General features: G+C 58.3%; 10 protein-coding genes, 2 pseudogenes and 1 riboswitch. Of the genes and pseudogenes, 4 read left to right on the plus strand and 8 right to left on the minus strand.

Annotated features, from left to right (window positions below):
- Positions 1–149: 149 nt before the first annotated feature.
- Together LMTR21_RS26400 and LMTR21_RS26405 are read right to left on the minus strand one after the other, a co-directional pair.
- Positions 150–599 (minus strand): CBS domain-containing protein, encoded by a 450-nt coding sequence (locus LMTR21_RS26400; RefSeq protein ID WP_065754153.1) that lies wholly within the window; start codon positions 597–599, stop codon positions 150–152.
- Positions 600–1,223: 624 nt separating this feature from the next.
- Positions 1,224–1,427, minus strand: a complete 204-nt coding sequence (locus LMTR21_RS26405; protein WP_065754154.1) for a cold-shock protein — start codon at positions 1,425–1,427, stop codon at positions 1,224–1,226.
- A 749-nt stretch (positions 1,428–2,176) separates the two neighbouring features.
- Between LMTR21_RS26405 and tnpA the strand changes: the two genes are divergently transcribed.
- From tnpA to LMTR21_RS26430, 4 genes are all read left to right on the plus strand, one after another.
- Positions 2,177–2,578: an IS66-like element accessory protein TnpA gene (gene tnpA / locus LMTR21_RS42035; protein ID WP_148635932.1), complete on the plus strand. Its 402-nt coding sequence runs from the start codon at positions 2,177–2,179 to the stop codon at positions 2,576–2,578.
- 23 nt (positions 2,579–2,601) lie between these two features.
- The gene (gene tnpB / locus LMTR21_RS26420; RefSeq protein WP_430642467.1) at positions 2,602–2,922 is read left to right on the plus strand and encodes an IS66 family insertion sequence element accessory protein TnpB; all 321 of its coding nucleotides are present in this window, start codon (positions 2,602–2,604) and stop codon (positions 2,920–2,922) included.
- 47 nt (positions 2,923–2,969) lie between these two features.
- Positions 2,970–4,634, plus strand: coding sequence for an IS66 family transposase (gene tnpC / locus LMTR21_RS26425; RefSeq protein ID WP_148635933.1), 1,665 nt, complete (start codon positions 2,970–2,972; stop codon positions 4,632–4,634).
- Positions 4,635–4,811: 177 nt separating this feature from the next.
- A complete protein-coding gene (locus LMTR21_RS26430) occupies positions 4,812–5,777 on the plus strand; it encodes an IS481 family transposase (protein WP_148636012.1) in 966 nt (321 codons plus the stop codon).
- A 221-nt stretch (positions 5,778–5,998) separates the two neighbouring features.
- Here LMTR21_RS26430 and metE read toward each other — a convergent pair whose 3' ends face one another.
- The 6 genes and pseudogenes from metE to bioB all read right to left on the minus strand — a co-directional run bounded on the left by metE (position 5,999) and on the right by bioB (position 16,803).
- Positions 5,999–8,326: a 5-methyltetrahydropteroyltriglutamate--homocysteine S-methyltransferase gene (gene metE / locus LMTR21_RS26435; protein WP_065755413.1), complete on the minus strand. Its 2,328-nt coding sequence runs from the start codon at positions 8,324–8,326 to the stop codon at positions 5,999–6,001.
- A 102-nt stretch (positions 8,327–8,428) separates the two neighbouring features.
- Positions 8,429–8,624, minus strand: a riboswitch (cobalamin riboswitch).
- A gap of 3,660 nt (positions 8,625–12,284) precedes the next feature.
- Complete coding sequence (locus LMTR21_RS26445) at positions 12,285–13,547, minus strand: adenosylmethionine--8-amino-7-oxononanoate transaminase (RefSeq protein WP_065755414.1); 1,263 nt, start codon at positions 13,545–13,547, stop codon at positions 12,285–12,287.
- Entirely contained in the window at positions 13,544–14,176 is a 633-nt protein-coding gene (bioD, locus tag LMTR21_RS26450; protein WP_065755415.1) for a dethiobiotin synthase, read from the minus strand. Before bioD ends, LMTR21_RS26445 begins: the two co-directional genes overlap by 4 nt.
- Positions 14,173–15,322 (minus strand): annotated as a pseudogene (locus tag LMTR21_RS26455) (8-amino-7-oxononanoate synthase). Before LMTR21_RS26455 ends, bioD begins: the two are co-directional and overlap by 4 nt.
- Before the next feature lie 79 nt (positions 15,323–15,401).
- Positions 15,402–15,754: pseudogene (gene panD, locus LMTR21_RS26460) on the minus strand (aspartate 1-decarboxylase).
- A 53-nt stretch (positions 15,755–15,807) separates the two neighbouring features.
- On the minus strand, positions 15,808–16,803 hold the full coding sequence (bioB, locus tag LMTR21_RS26465; RefSeq protein ID WP_065755416.1) for a biotin synthase BioB: 996 nt from the start codon (positions 16,801–16,803) through the stop codon (positions 15,808–15,810).
- Between the last annotated feature and the right edge of the window lie 142 nt (positions 16,804–16,945).

Consider the following 16,945-nt stretch of genomic DNA (forward strand, 5'->3'; position numbering starts at 1 on the left):
TCCAGATCAATCCAACTTCGCCATCATGTTGGAGAGACGATTAACGATTAGGCAACGACTGGAACGAACCGCGCCTACCGCGCCACGGATTGTCGTGCGCATATCTATTGCTGGAGATCGAAGATTGAAGGGTGCATTAAGGCAGTCGCCTATGAGATCGGGCGAGAAACAGCATCCGCCGTGGCGCAATCCTGCAGCGCTCGCATTACGTCCTTGCTCGAAATGATGCCGACAAGCCGCTGCTCGCTTTCGAGCACCGGCATGCTGCGAAGGCGGTGGTTGACCATCAGCTCCAGCACGCGGGTCAACTTCGTTGACGGCGCGACATAAATAAATTCCGCCCTCATCAGATCAACGACCGTCCGCTGCATCAGGTCGGGGTAGCGCGGGAGGATGCGCGCCGGCCTGAAAACGAAGCAGGACAGGTAGTCAAGCTTGGACATGATGCCTACCACATGCGATCCGTCCATGACTGGATAGGCATTGAAATCTTCCTTCTCGAAAAGGTCGCCAAGTTCGCACACCGTCATATCGCGCCAAACCGTCCGAGGCTCTCGCGTCATGTAATGGGCAACCGTCTGCTCGAGAAAATTGTACAAGGCCAGCCCTCGCTGTCGATTAGGCTATTCAAGCACGCGAGGTTGGCTGGTCGCATTGAGCGAGCTCAAGTCGAACGAATTCAGGTTGGCCGATGTGAATAAGCAGGCGCTCCGACCCCGACGCGTTCCGGCAAGTTGACGAAGATCAATCGATGCCAGTCGGGAGACTAAACCTGGCTGTTCATTCTGGACGGGTAAAGCAAGATCATATGTATGTCGCGCATTATCGCTCGATTTTATAAGAATGTTCTCGGCGAGAACGGCCAAGTAGTGTGACATCTGTGAGGGCATAGTCGACTTGGATGTCTTAGACAATGCGCAGGCTGTAGATCTCGCCAAACGAAAGTTTTGCGAGATGCACGGCGTTCGCGATTACACGTTGCATGCCAACCGACTCGAGATAACGCCCTCCGACTTCATGTCGTAAACTGGAGTACGAGGTATGCGGCAAGCTTGGGTCGAGTGCGTGATTCTCGCGCTGTGTCGGGTGTGGCCACTCCGGTAGCATAGTGCAGCAAGTTCTGTTCGCAGAGCAATATCGTGTCGGAGAAGCTAAAGGCGCTCTGACGCCCTCGGTGATAAGCCTTCGTATGGGCCGGGATGAATCTGCCCAAGTCTCTATGATCAATCGATCACGACTTTTTCGGCTCGACCACGTCCCGTCCTGTGGTCTACACCGGTTTCATAGCTGACGCGGTCGCCTTGCTTGAGCGTTACACCGGGCGATAAGCTGCTCACGTGGAAGAAGAGGTCTTCACCACCGCTGTCAGGCCCTATAAAGCCGTAACCCTTATCCTCCTTAAACAGCCTCACCTTGCCTTTGGGCATGTTCTTCTCTCCGAATCACTTCAATCAAATTGCGTATCAGATCATTAAACTCGACGCGCCTGCTCGCCTCAAGCGATTTGTGATTTCCGGAACTGTGATTAGCGTTAGTGCGCTAGCTCCGCGCCTTCCGTCTGGAGATCAGTCGAGCAGGATAGGAAGGCGCAGAACGAACAGCGGCCTTGTGCTGTTCACGCCTTCAGAAGGCAGGAAGAGCTTTGGAAGCGCATCGCGGCAAGGACGCTCCGCTACGGAGCTATATTTTGCCGACTTTGCGATTAGCGATAAACTCTGGTTCATCGGGTTAGCGACCTTACGCCCAAGTTTTCTCCGATGCCGTATTCGCCCTGGCTATTGGATTTGCCCGGTTGGGTGGGTGATAGCGACGGAGGTGGCGTGGAGCGCCGTGGGTAGCAGCAGTGCAGCCAGTAATCCCTCGCGACGCCTTCGACAAGGGCACCTACTGATGAGCCCAGCGATCTTCCAGCGCGAAAAGGTCGCCTTGTCTCAGGCGAACGAAGACGATTGGTTCGCCCGCGAGACGAGGAAGCGAAGGCGCCGTCCGGCCTGACCTCACATGACCGGTCAAGACGATACGAATGGTCCGGATGCGCGTCGACCATTCGCAAAGCGTCCGACGCTTCGCCGGTTCCGGTTCCCAAAGTGTACGCATCCGACGGGGGCCGTCTTGCGTGACGGGTGGCAATTCGCGAAGCGTGTGGCCTTAAGTCTAGCTTTAAGGTCATCAGGCGATGCGGGTCGAGGTTTTGGGTGGGCTGGAGCGGCGGCGGCGCTGGTCGCAGGACGACAAGGCACGGATTGTCGAGGAGACATTGGCGCCGGGCGCGAAGGTGACTGAGGTTGCGCGTCGCAACGGAGTAGCGGCCAGCTTGGTGTTTACCTGGCGTCGACAAGCACGGACATCGGAACAAGTTGTACCATCTTTTACGCCGGTGCAGATCGCTGCCGTAGCGGCATCGGCTGAGGAAACTCCGAGGCTTTTGCCTACGGTTGATGGCCGAGTTCGCTCCGTGGCAGCCGCGCGTACTGGATTGATAGAGATCGATCTCGGCAACCGACGGTGCATCCGGGTGGATGCGCACGTCGATTCGGAGGCGTTGGCGCGGGTCCTCGATGTGCTTGGACGCCGATGATTGCGATACCGGGGAATGTGCGAGTGTGGCTCGCGACAGGCTACACGGATATGCGCAGAGGCTTTCCGTCGCTGGCACTCCAAGTGCAGGAGGTGCTGCACAAAGACCCGCTCAGCGGTCATCTGTTCGTCTTCCGCGGTCGCCGCAGCGATCTTGTGAAGGCGATCTGGCACGATGGCCAGGGAGCCTGCTTGTTCACAAAAAGACTCGAGAGAGGAAAGTTCATCTGGCCATCGGTTGCCGGAGAATCGGTAACGATCTCGCCGGCGCAGTTGAGCTATCTGCTGTCCGGGATCGATTGGCGTAACCCTCAAGAAACCCATCGGCCGACGCGGGTCGGATAGCCGCTTTTACGGTTTGAATCTGCTGCTTGATCTGATTCAATGGCTTCATGATATCGAAGCCGGACGATCTTCCATCGGACCTCGTCAGTGCCCTGGCGGCGCTGCAGGCCGAGCGTGAGGCACGGCTGCGAGCTGAGGCGGTGGCTGCCAACTGGCAGGCGCAAGCCGCGAATGCGCAGGCGCAACTGTCGGATACCGAGGCGCTGATCGCGCATCTCGAGCTGCGGATCGAGAAGCTGAAACGCGAACTGTACGGGCAACGCTCCGAACGCACGGCACGGCTGCTCGAGCAGCTGGAGCTGGAGCTGGAAGAGCTCGTCACCACGGCGAGCGAGGATGAGCTTGCCGCGCAGGCCGCCGCGGCGAAGACGCAGAACGTCCGCCCCTTCATGCGCAAGCGGCCGGTGCGCAAGCCATGGCCGGATGACATCGAACGCGAGCGCGTCGTCATTGAAGCTCCAACGACCTGTGCCTGCTGCGGTGGATCGCGGCTGGCGAAGATCGGTGAGGATGTGACCGGGACGCTGGAGGAGATCCCGCGGCGCTTCAAGCTGATCGAGACGGTACGGGAGAAATTTACCTGCCGCGATTGCGAGAAGATCAGCCAGCCGCCGGCGCCGTTTCATGCCACGCCGCGTGGCTTCATCGGCCCACAATTGCTGGCGACGATGCTGTTCGACAAGTTCGGCATGCATATCCCGCTCAACCGCCAGAGTGCGCGCTTCAAGGCCGAAGGGATCGACCTGCCGTTGTCGACGCTGGCCGATCAGGTCGGCCACGGGACCTTCGCCGTCATGCCGCTCTTCCACTTGATCGAACGCCATGTGCTCGCGGCCGAGCGCCTGCATGGCGATGACACCACCATCCGTATCCTGGCGAAGGGCAAGTGCACGACCGGGCGGATCTGGACTTATGTGCGGGATGACCGGCCCTTCGCCGGGCCTGCGCCGCCGGCGGCGGTCTATTACGCCTCGAGCGACCGACGAGGCGAGCACCCCCAGAAGCATCTGGCCGCCTTCACGGGTATCCTGCAGTGCGACTGTTACAGCGGCTTCGAGCCGCTGTTCGACCCGCAGCGGAAAGTGCTGCCGATGACGCCGGCGTTTTGCTTTGCCCATGCGCGGCGGGGCTTCTTCGAGCTGGCTGACATCGAGAAAAATGCTCGGGAAGGTAAGAAGGGCAAGCCGGTCTCTCCGATCGCGCTGGAGGCGGTCAAGCGCCTCGATGCGTTGTTCGAGATCGAGCGCGCCATCAACGGCCGTGGCGCCGACGAGCGGCGCGCCGTGCGCCAGGAAAACAGCAAGCCGCTTCTCGATGACATGCGCGCCTGGTTGCTGCGTGAGCGCGAAACCCTCTCGCGCTCCTCCGATGTCCTGAAGCCGATCAACTACATGCTCAGGCGCTGGGACGACTTCGCCAGCTTCCTCGACGATGGCAGGATCTGCTTGACCAACAATTGTGCTGAGCGCGCATTGAGAGGCATCGCATTGGGAAGGCGCAACTGGACCTTCGCCGGCAGCCAGCGTGGCGCCAACCGTGCCGCCATCATGCTGACGATGATCACGACCTGTCGCCTCAACGACGTCGATCCCAAGGCTTGGCTCGCCGACGTCCTCGCCCGTATCGCCGATCTTCCCGCTTCGCGTCTGCACGAACTGCTGCCCTGGGAATGGAAACTCCTGCGCCAAGCCGCCGGTCAGCAGGCCGCCTGACCTTCACGCAACGCCATCATAGAGCCCGCCGCGCCCGCGCGCATGCGTCAATCAGGCGGTCTTCGTCGTATGCGTACCCCAAAGTCGGCAAATACTCGACTCAATAACTCAACCCTCTAGGTGTTTAGTCCCAAGCTTTGATGGTGCATTCTTATCGCACGATTCGAAGGATGCGCTATGGGACAAGTTTTACACGGCTGCGCCACCACGACGGAGGCAGTCCGTCGAGCAATACAGAATAGTCAAGAGAGCCTGAGAGCACTCGCCAAGCGCTACGGGATCAACCAGAAGACTGTTGCGAAGTGGAAGCAGCGCGAGACCGTCGCCGATCGTTCGACAGGCCCCAAGGAAGCCAAGTCGACTGTCCTTTCCATCGAGGAGGAGGCGATCATCGTCGCTTTCCGGCGACATACGCTGCTGCCACTCGACGATTGCCTCTATGCGCTGCAGCCAACCATCCCGCATCTGACGCGATCATCCCTGCATCGTTGCCTCCAGCGCCACGGCATCAGCCGGTTGCCGGAGGTCGAAGGTGGCAAGCCTTCGAAGAAAAAGTTCAAGGCTTATCCGATCGGCTATTTCCACATCGACATTGCCGAGCTCCAGACCGCTGAAGGCAAGCTCTACCTCTACGTCGCCATCGATCGCACCAGCAAGTTCGCCTTCGTGCAACTGGTCAAGAAGACGGGAAGGACCTCCGCCGCGGCGTTCCTCGAAGCCCTGATCGCGGCAGTCCCCTACAAGATCCACACGGTTCTCACCGACAATGGGATCCAGTTCACCTTCCCGCCGCGCTATGCGGACGGCCCGACGGCGAGATACGTGACGCATATGTTCGATATGCGCTGCCAAGAGAACGGGATCGAACATCGGCTGACCAAGATCAAACATCCCTGGACCAATGGCCAGGTCGAGCGCATGAACCGCACGATCAAGGAAGCGACCGTCCAACGCTACTATTACGATCGGCACGATCAGCTCGAAGCTCACCTTGCCGACTTCATAAACGCCTACAACTACGCTCGGCGGCTGAAAACCCTGAAGGGCCTCACACCTTACGAATACATCTGCAAATGCTGGACTTCCCAGCCAGAACGATTCAAACTCAATCCGCTCCAGCAAATGCCGGGACTAAACACCTAGCAGTACCGAGATGGATCGAGAGTATTTCGTTCCCCTCGATCGTTTGAGCCTTGCTTCCGACGAACTTCAGGATCGTTTTCTCGCCACCACGCTACATCGCTCCCACAAGCGATAAATCACGCAACAGGACTCCTCCTTTCCAAAGCGGACGCATTTGATTTAGAAAACGCATCGGCGCCCCCTGTGAAAAAAGACGTCGGAGATCGGCGACTGCCTCGGGATCAGGACGCCGCCCGCAATTCACGGGCAGCCGCGACCATATTGGTGAGCGCGGGACGCACCTCCTCCCATCGGCGCGTTTTCAAGCCGCAATCGGGATTGATCCAGAGCTGCGCATCGGAAAGCCGCTGCCGCGCCAGCGCAATGAGGTTTTTCATCTCGGCTGCATCCGGCACGCGCGGCGAATGGATGTCGTAAACGCCCGGTCCGATCTCGTTTGGATATTTGTAGCTCTTGAAGGCATCAAGCAGCTGCATTTTTGACCGTGACGTCTCGATCGAGATGACATCGGCATCCATTGCCGCGATCGCATCGATGATGTCGTTGAACTCGGAATAACACATATGGGTGTGGATCTGGGTCTCGTCGGCCACCCCAGACGAGCAGATGCGGAAGCTGTCTACTGCCCAGCCGAGGTAGGTCTTCCATTGTGACTTGCGCAGCGGCAATCCTTCTCGGAGCGCAGCCTCGTCAATCTGGATCATCATCGCGCCGGACCTCTCCAGATCGATCACCTCGTCACGTATCGCGAGCGCGATCTGATGACATGCTTCGCTCCGTGGAATATCATCACGGACGAATGACCAGTTCAGGATCGTCACCGGCCCTGTCAGCATCGCCTTCAGTGGCTTCTTGGTCAGCGATTGCGCGAAGCGCCACCACTCCATCGCCATCGGCGTCGGCCGGGAGACGTCGCCAAACAGGATGGGCGGCCGGACATATCGCGAGCCGTAGGACTGAACCCAACCATGCTTGGTGAATGCGAAGCCGGACAGCCGCTCACCGAAATACTGCACCATGTCATTGCGCTCGAACTCTCCATGCACGAGAACGTCGAGACCAATGTCTTCCTGCCAGCGCACCGCACGCGCCGTCTCCTCCTTGAGAAACTGCTCGTATTGTGCGTCGCTCATCGTTCCCCGCAAATGGGCTGCGCGGGCGTTGCGGACCTCCAGCGTCTGCGGGAACGATCCGATCGTCGTCGTTGGAAATGTCGGCAATCCGAACCGCGCCCGCTGAACCTCGGCGCGCCGGGCGAAAGGACTGTGACGACGCTGCATGCTGCCATCGATTGCAGCCATTCGCTTGGCGACGTTCGCATTGTGAACGTTGGGTGACGTTTCGCGCCCGACGGCCGCGGCCTCCGAGGCCTCAAGTACATCCGCCGCTTCCTCCCATCCTTTAGCCAGCACGCGTCCCAGCGTTGCGAGTTCTCCGATCTTCTGGACGGAGAAAGCAAGCCAGCTTTTCACATCGAGATCGAGATCGGTCTCTAGTTCGAGGTCGATCGGGACATGAAGCAGCGAGCATGAGGGTGCAATCTGCACGCGGTCCTTGCCGAGCTTTGCGATGGCAGGTTCGAGCCGGTCGAGCACTGCTGGAAGATTCGAACGCCAGACATTGCGGCCATCGACGACTCCGAGGGAAATGACAAGATCCCTTCGAGCGTCGGCGACAATCACGTCCAACTGCTCAGGGGCGCGGACCAGGTCGATGTGAAGGCCCGCGACCGGCAACGTCAAAGCGGCTTCCAGGTTATCGCCGATCGTTCCAAAATAGGTAGCGAGCATGATCTTCACGTCGGGAACCTTTTTGGCCAGATGGGTGTAGGTCCGGCGCAGCGCGTCGCGTGTGGCAGCATCGAGGTCCAGGACCAAACATGGCTCGTCCAGTTGCACCCACTCGGCGCCCCTTAAGGTGAGTTCGCGGAGAACATCTACATAGACCGGCAGCAGCCTATCGAGAAGCAACAGCGTATCGAATGCAGGATCGGCGCTCTTGCCGAGCTTGAGAAAGGTGACCGGACCAACCAGCACCGGGCGCGTCTGATAACCCAGGTTTTTCGCTTCTTCGTACTCCTCGATCGGCTTGCGAGAGGAAAGCGTGAAGGTCTGATCCTTGTGATATTCCGGCACTATGTAGTGATAATTGGTGTCGAACCATTTGGTCATCTCCTGCGCTGCCGCGCCGTGCTCGGCGTGACCGCAATTCGCATCATGCTCATCGCGCTGCGCGCCCCGTGCCATCGCAAAGTAGGTTTTGAGCGAAACAGGGCCTGCACTCCAACCGTAAATTTCCGGAATGGCACCGACCATCACGCTGGTATCGAGCACATGGTCATAAAGCGAGAAGTCGTTTGAAGGAATAACGGTTACGCCGAGCGATTTCTGCCGCGCCCAGTTGGCGGCGCGAAGCGCAGCCGCGGCCTCAAGAAGCTGCGTTTCGTCAGATTTTCCGGCCCAATAGCTCTCGAGCGCGAGTTTGAGTTCGCGGCGCGGACCCATGCGCGGCGTACCGAGGGTAGCGACAGGAATCGAGAGAAGAGACATAGCTTCAACCCCATGTTGGGAGCAAAGGCCATGGCGGACGCGTGCAGAAAAGCCACCGAAAGCGGCAACTGCTTGGCGCACCACCGGGACACCCCGCCCGTGGACGAATATGTTGTCGGGCCAGGTCTCCTGGCTCGCGGGTCATCGCCGGTATCCGACCTTCCCGAAGCCGCGTGGCTTCAGTGGCATCTATTGGACAGCGGCTCGCCGCTTACAGTTGCGGGGGCAGCGCCGGCATCGCACCGGCTTCCCTCTTAGCTCCGGATCCATCCGGAGAACCTCGACATCTCCGATTACCTGCAAGAGGACTGTTCCGTCAACCTCTCGATAATTCTTTGTGCGGTTTTCGGAGCGACTGTCTGGAGAACGGAGGCATCTAGCCTCGTCCTCGTGTGGCCCGATCGTGGCATAGAGTTGGGCGCACGTCTGGATTCGATCGACAATCTTGTGGGTGCGGCGGTCGCGCGATCGAAGCTTACACATCTTCCTGCGCCTTATTCGCCACCCGCAGCGCAGACACGAGCCAGATCACCATTGATTAGTTATCTCGAATTCTGCCGCCGCAAAGAAACGGCGTCTTGCCGAAGGCGGTCACGTTGGCGAGCAGCGGCACGCCCGGCATCCGCTCGGCAAAGGCACGAACATTTCCGCGGTAGTGAGCGCCGCGGGAAAAATCGGTAGGCGCCCGCCTCCAACTCTGCACGCGCCTATATGCTATATCGCGAGGCACACCCATATCTTGCCGAAACTTACTGTCGCATCGCCGTACCCATGCGCTGACGTAGCCATTGACCGAAGGTTGCCCACCTGCGCGCATCTCTATCGCCTGCATCGGCTCCGCGACCACCTTGGCCAAAAACGACCGTTCAGACACGACTGTCGCATCACCTTCCTGGGCCTTGCTTGAAAGTTACGGGCACCCCCGATCTCGTGGCCTTCGAGCGGCATGTCATCCATTCTGTCGTCTGCGGACTTGAACCGTCCACCGTCGCACTCCGAAACGACCAGTTTGGCCGCGCCATATCCACGTGATGCTTCGCCATTTGCAGGCCATAGAGCAGACATCGGCAGCACTTGCGGCTTGCCTGTCGGCTTCGGACCAGCTCGGTCCGGCGGACGCCCCATCGATGCGCTACGTTGACATTCCCATAGGCCTGTAGCTGCTTACGATTCTGAACTCGCAGTGCACGTCACGTACAGGCTTGTAATAGATCACCGAAACCCGTGATGAGTGTCGCCGAAACGACATCCCGCCTGAACAAAGAAGGGAACGGTGACCTCCCTAGGTATCCGGGCTTATCGCGGTAGACCGACCGATACGTCGAGCTGAACGCTGCGTCCAGTTAATCATCTTTGCACAAAAGATGCGAGACATGCACAAAAATTACCGCCAAACCGCGCAAGAACTCAAGTATTCGATCACTTCGCGCGACTAGAGACGAATAAAAAAGCATCTCGTAACACTGATGCTCTCACAAGCTTGGAGTTCTCGGTGAGTGATCGATCTACTCATCTCGATGCTCCTTCAGCCGCCCCTTGGGGCGTTCCTCCCTGACTTGGCCGCGCGTAACATTCGCGCGGCCTTTTTTCTGCATCCGGCAAGAGATTGATTTGCAGGATCTCAATGGCTTTGACCGCAAAAACGCATGGTGCGAGTAGGCTCTCGCGCAGATACAGGTCATTAGCCTCGGCGAACAGTTGTTCGTAAATGCCGGCATACGGTCACCCATCCTAATTTCGAGAAGAGGACGCCCCCGCAAGACCGGCGATTGACGTCCTCGTAATGTAATAAGCCGCCTCCGCGTCTTCAGGCGCGAGCGGCTCTGAAGAAAACGTGCTGTCGGGTCTCTTCAGGCGGACTCCAGAGCGTCGCTCATGTATGTCGACCACGAAATCGGCCACGTGCAATCGATGGTGAGCCGCCAGATCGGCCGGAACAGTTCCACGGCCAGTTAGTTTCGCCGCGCTTTGTCATCTGAGACCGTCGGTCTCATACGTCTGTCATACCGTTCCGCTAGGTCCAGCAGCCTTTTTCTAGTGAAAGGGTCTGCCTTGTCCGCTAGATCGCGAATGATCTGGGCCCGGTCCTTTAAAAACTGCTCATCCACGAAAACACCTATTCAGTGCAAGTCTACGTATATCTTAGCACACTCAGTCGTTTGGCCGGCTTTCATTCCCTGCACCCTGGATCTAAGCATGACATTAACGCTCCGGGGGTGAGACCGAGATGGTCCTCCGGCGTTCCGCCAGAAGCAAGGCATGGATCTGCCTGTCTGCGCAGCAGCCGCATCTAAGTGATAATTCCCTAGGCCATGCTGACAGACGCTGTCTTGCCGAATCCCAGGCCGACATTGCCAACCCTATCTCCGACCAGGATACTTCGACGATGGATCGGCCATGCGTGCCGTATCATGTGTACGCGGCGGCCCAGGCGACACGACGTCCCTCCACCATCCACCGCTGCAGCATTGGAATCGCGACACGTTCAAGGAGGCTGCTCTTAACTTTGACTTATTTTAGATCTTGATCGATCGCTTGCCTCGTATCCCTGCAGTCAGTGCTTCCTAGGTCGAGAGAAAACTGTCAATGCTGGCAAGAACGATCTCGTCTCCAAAATTGGGAACCCACGCACAAACGTTAGCAGTCGCGCATCCATCTCCGTCACTAGTTCCCCGCGGCGCGTCCGGGGACTGCTCACGAAGGCTCTCGTTCCGACACGGACGGATCCAGCACACCAAACGGGATCCAGGCCAGAAACGGCCAGAAGAGATACAAGGATGCGACCGCTGGATATGGCGCAGTCAACCAAATTACGTCGCGCGACAGGTCGGCCGCGGCACGCTTGTTCATCCTGTAAGCAGTAAAGTCGATGATTGTTGCCGACGTCTCTGTCACCTGATACTTCCATGTTACTCTTTAATGCGTCACACCGAATTCTAATGACAAGCTTCTCAACTCCGCTAATGCGCTTCTGCCCCGACCCCGTCTCCCGCGGCGTCTCGGTGCCACCTATCAAGCCGCTCGCAACCAGCGAAGCCATTTGTGGTCGGCCTCCCGCCGCGCCTTGAAGCGGTCGACGCATTTCATGGAACAAAGGGCCGTTCGCCAGCAGTAGTGGCGGATCAGCCCGAACTTTCCGCCGCATATCGCACAGCACCTCACTGGACCGTGGTAGGGAATATGGGAGCTGTTGCGCATTTCGCCTCCTGTCGGAGTTAGGTGGATACCCCCTGCACTTTCTTCGCCTCAGCACCACGCCCGCACGTGAAATGCCGCGCCGGCGATGCCAAGTCTCCCCATTAGCGTACGGGCAACGCGCGCAAGAGTTTGACCCTGATGTGCGCCGCCTTGGTGAAGCGACCGCTCGATCGAAGTGCTTCGCCGAGATTTCCAATTTGTAACGAATGTATTCATCTTGATTAATGCAATGAGCGGCGCGTCAGGGGTTAAATCCTGCGATCGCACGCCTTTCTTCGACCGATTTCAACTAGCCGGGCTGATGGGGTGCGTGTGGCAGCACTCACCCGATCTCGTCGCAGCCTTTTGCGCTGTCAGAGGGCAGCATCCGGTTTTACCTCCAGCTGCTCGAAATGCACGTTCACTGTGGGCTGGGTAAGATGTAGATTTTGCGGCTGCCTTGGCGAAGCCGAGGTGTTCGCGTTCCTCATAAGAACGCACGGTGACGTTTTTAACCGCGGACCATCAAAGAAGAACTTCTCAGCTGCGCTTTCCTCATGGGGAGCGTCGTTGGGTCGCGCTGCCGTACACCCTGTGGGAGCGCTATCAGCAACATTAGCGAATTCACGCCATCTACGGGTGCGTTTGGTATCTGGTGTATCAGCAACACTCTCTCAGATCGGCTCTAAAGTTTGCTGTAGATTGATATTCAGCTAGATAACTATCGCCCAAGTGCAGAAAAGGTCAAAAGCTCCTACTGGCTACACGCACCAAGGCACCCTCAAGCCAGCGCATCAGCAGAATCCCTGATGGCGGCATAGATTTGGTCAAGATCTGTCGCCGTGACGCAATAAGGCGGCATCACATAGATCGTATTGCCGAGCGGGCGCAGCAACAGATTTCGGTCTTTAAAGAAGGCCTGAAGCTTCGGTCCGATGCTAGCGAGATAGCCGGCATCGCTCGTTTGCAGATCGAGTGCTGTGATGGTGCCCGCCCGACGGACGTTTGCAAAGCGCGGGTCGGTGCGGAATGGCTCAACGGCCTGCTCTTGCATGGTGGCAACCGACGCCACGCGCTGGCGGTATTCCTGACTTTGCCAGAGATCCAGGTTAGCCTTTGCGGCGGCGCAGGCCACTGGATTAGCGGTATATGAACTCGAATGAAAGAACGTACGCGTACGGTCTTTCGAATAATGCGCGTGAAAAATATCCGCGCGGCAGAGTGTTACCGCGAGCGGAAGCGCTCCTCCCGTGAGGCCCTTCGAATAGCAAGCAATATCGGGCGTCACATTGGCCTGCTCGCAGGCGAATAAGGTTCCGGTACGGCCCCAGCCCGTCATGACCTCATCGGCTATGAACAGAACCTCGGATGCTTCGCAGATTCGCTTCATCTCTTTTAGCACCCAGGCTGGGTACATCAGCATTCCGCCCGCACCCAATATCAGAGGCTCCACAATAAAGGCGGCCGGAATTTCGTTTCGACAAACGGACTCGAGCGCATCAAGCATCACCTGCTCACGACCTGCCGCGGGGAACGGGATTGAGGTAACCTCGAATAGAAGGGGCCCGTACGCCGCGTTGAACACGCTTCTAGCACCTACCGACATCGCCCCAACCGTGTCGCCGTGATAGGAATGTTGCATCACGACAATGCGTATTCGCTGCTTGCCGATGTTATGCCAATAACCGAGTGCCATTTTTAAAGCTACTTCCACACTGGCTGAGCCACTGTCGGAAAAGAAGACATGGTCCAGGCCACGGGGCGCGAGTTTCAAAAGTAGCGCAGCAACCTCTTCAGCTGGATCATGGGTGTAGCCGGCGAAGATCATCTGGTTGAGCTTGCCTGCCTGCTTCTGAATCGCGCGCACGATATGTGGATGACAATGACCATGGGTCACGACCCACCAAGATGAGATTGCATCTATGATACGGCGACCGTCCGCGGTGTGGAGATAAGCGCCGTCACCACGCACGATCTTGATCATCTCATCCTGAAGCGCGTGTTGCGTGAACGGATGCCAGATCGGCGACTTCGTCTTGATCATGGTTTGAAGTCCCAAGGGAGAAACGAGTCTTTGAAGACCGCCTGCAGCGCGTTTGCCGTTAAAGGAGAAAGCCAAGGCAATCGCCCCAACCAACGCACGCGTCCCATTTCGCAAATTGCCCTCTCAGGCTCAAAATTTCGTTCGCCAATGAAGGCAATTCCGAGAATGCGGATCTGGCGCTTTCGCAGAGCTTCTATCGAGAGCAGCGCGTGATTGATGGTGCCAAGTCGCGTGCTTGCGCAAAGCACGACGGGAAGCCGCCAGCGTTCGAAGACATCAACAAAAAGTGTGCCGCCACTCAGCGGGACCATTAGCCCGCCGGCGCCCTCGATCACGAGCGGACGCTCCCCGCTGTCCGGCACATCGATCGCATCTGTGTCGATGCGAACTCCGTCGACTTCGGCTGAGTAATGGGGCGAAGCGGGCGTTCGAAGCCGGTAAAGCTCCGGCACGATGCGATCGGGTGAGAGACTGCCCAGCCGCGCCACGAGCTCGCTATCGGTCTCTCCTTCAAGGCCGGCCTGAATCGGTTTCCAATAGTTCGCGCCGAGGAGATTGGCGAGCCCTGCGGAAAAGACCGATTTCCCAATCCCGGTATCTGTGCCTGTCACCACGATCCGCTGAGTCATCGCGAATCGCCCCACGTCTCTTCGACCAACGCATCAAGCATGTCGGATACATCACCTTCCCTGACGTTAAGCGTGAGTGAAATTCGCAATCGCGCCGTTCCCGCCGGCACGGTTGGCGGCCGGATTCCGCGAACGTCGAAGCCGCGCCCCTGCAGTGCAGAGGCGAGCCGCATTGTATGGGCGTTGCCGCCAATGATGTAGGGCACGATCTGCGAGTCCGAAGGACTGCGCAGACCGCGCAAACTAATCTCCCGATGCGTGAAGGCGACCAGCTTGGCCAGACACTGCTGACGCTCAGGTTCCTCATGCAAAATTGAGAGTGCCTCCCGCACGGCGACGGCCGTCAACGGTGGCGGCGCGGTGGCGAAGATAAACGGGCGACAACGATTGACCAAGAAGTCGCGCAGCACGCGTGTGCAAGTGACGAGCGCACCGGCAGCGCCCAACGCTTTGCCGCAGGTATGAACGACCACGAGATTTTCGCTCCCCTCGTACGGCGCGGTGAGCCCCCGTCCCTGCCTGCCGTAAACGCCTGTGGCATGGGCCTCATCAACGATTAGGAATGCGTCGTGGCGGTCCGCGAGCGCGACCAGATCTTCAAGTGGTGAGAAATCGCCATCCATGCTGTAGAGACTTTCGGCCACGATCCAGACCCGGCCCGTTCCGCCCTTGACCCGCCAGTCACGAATTTTGTCTTCGACCGACTGGGCGTCGTTATGATCGCTTATCCGAAACTCCGCCCGGCCAGCGCGCGCGCCTTCATGAATACTCGCGTGCACAAGAGAATCGAGAACGAGCAGATCGCCCCGCTGCGGCAGCGTTGTCAGGACGGCAAAATTTGCAAGGTAGCCGCCGCTAAAGAAAAGCGCGGTGTTCGCCCCAAAGAACTGAGCTGCTTCTGCTTCGAGACTTTCGTGTTCCTCGCAATTGCCGCGCAGGAGCCGCGAGCCGCCGGCTCCAACTGGTGTGCCGGCTTCGAGCGCGGCCACGACGGCCATTTTCATACGAGGCGCGCTCGCCAGCGCAAGATAATCGTTCGAAGAAAAGTCGACGCCAGCGCGCGGCTTGAGGCAGCGCAGCCGGTTCTTTTAAGGCATGCAGGGCCGTGGCATAATTTCTCATTTTGGCCGCATGGGTCGAGCTCATCCTTCACTCCCAGGTCGCATTTACGCGCAGAATTCCATTGGCAGCCAAGAACAAGGCTTCATCCAAGGCATTCATGTTTTCAACCTGGTAAGATGCGATTTTCTTGATCAACCAGCACAACGCGTGGTCTAAAGATTTCGCTTCCGCCTCTTCGAAGGAGGCATATGCGACGATGATGATCTTCTCTCCGGGCATCGCGACTCGAGCGGCCGCACCGTTGAGGCTTATCGTGCTAGAGCCCTTGGGCGCCTCGATCACATAGGTAGCAAAGCGCGCTCCGGTTTCGATATTATAGATTTCAACACGTTCGTTTATCAAAAATCCCGCCGCATCCAGCAGCGTACGATCGATTGATATCGAGCCGTCATAGTGCAGATCGGCTTCGGTTACCGACGCGCGATGGATTTTACCTTTCATCAAAGTAATCTGCATTGTTCACCTAGACTGAAATTTCGCGGGAGGTGTTCGCCGCTGGTCTGCTTTACTCAGGCAAGCCCGGACGTGATACCGAGCCGGTTCAGCAAATCGGCATCCCGGTCGGATTTCGGGTTTTCGGTCGTCAACAGCACATCACCGATGAAGATTGAATTCGCGCCGGCCAAAAAACACAACGCCTGTAGTTCATCGGTCATGTATTGCCGTCCGGCGGACAACCGCACCACGCTCTTGGGCATCATGATCCGGGCCGTCGCCACCAGGCGCACCTGCGCGATCGGATCAGGGCGCTCGGCGGTGGCGTAGACCGGTACGCCCTTGACCTCGTTCCAGAGGTTGATCGCCACGCTTTCCGGATGCTTTCGGAGATTAGCGAGCAGCACGAGCATGCCGAGTCGGTCCTCGGCACGCTCGCCCATGCCGATAATGCCGCCGCTGCAAACCTTGATGCCAGCCTCGCGCACGTGCGCAAGTGTATCGATGCGGTCTTGTAAGGTGCGAGTGGTGATGACTCTGCCGTAGAACTCCGGCGAGGTGTCGACATTGTGATTGTAGAAGTCGAGCCCGGCCTCAGCGAGCCGTGCGGCCTGCCCCAAGGTCAGCATGCCGAGCGTGACGCAGGTTTCCATGCCCAGAGCCTTGACCGCGCTGACCATCTCGCAGACCTGATCGAGATCGCGGTCCTTTGGATTGCGCCAAGCGGCGGCCATGCAGAAGCGGCTCGCGCCGGCGTCCTTGGCACGCTGCGCGGTGGCGACAACATCGGTGCGAGGCATTAGGCGGCTGGCTTTCAGGCCGGTGTCGTAGTACGCGCTCTGGGCGCAGTAGCCGCAGTCTTCGGGACAGCCGCCGGTCTTGATGCTGAGTAGACTTGCGGTTTCGATGTGATTTGGATCGAAGCTCTCGCGATGAACGCTCTGCGCCCGAAACATCAGGTCGGCAAACGGCAGGCCATAAAGTGCTTCGGCCTCCGCGCGCGCCCAGTCACTGCGAACCGGCGCGCTGTTGCCGTTTTCGTTCCTTTGCACTCCCACGCCACGAACCATTCAGACTTGCTTCCCTATTTAGCGATTACCGTAGATAATTGAAGATATAATCTATAACAATTGCTCACGGCAACCGTACTTGAACATTCAGGAGATGACCTTCAGGAACCCTCGGCGCAGCTTGCAGGCGTCCAGCTGAGCG

Source organism: Bradyrhizobium paxllaeri, from assembly GCF_001693515.2.
Classification (GTDB): domain Bacteria; phylum Pseudomonadota; class Alphaproteobacteria; order Rhizobiales; family Xanthobacteraceae; genus Bradyrhizobium; species Bradyrhizobium paxllaeri.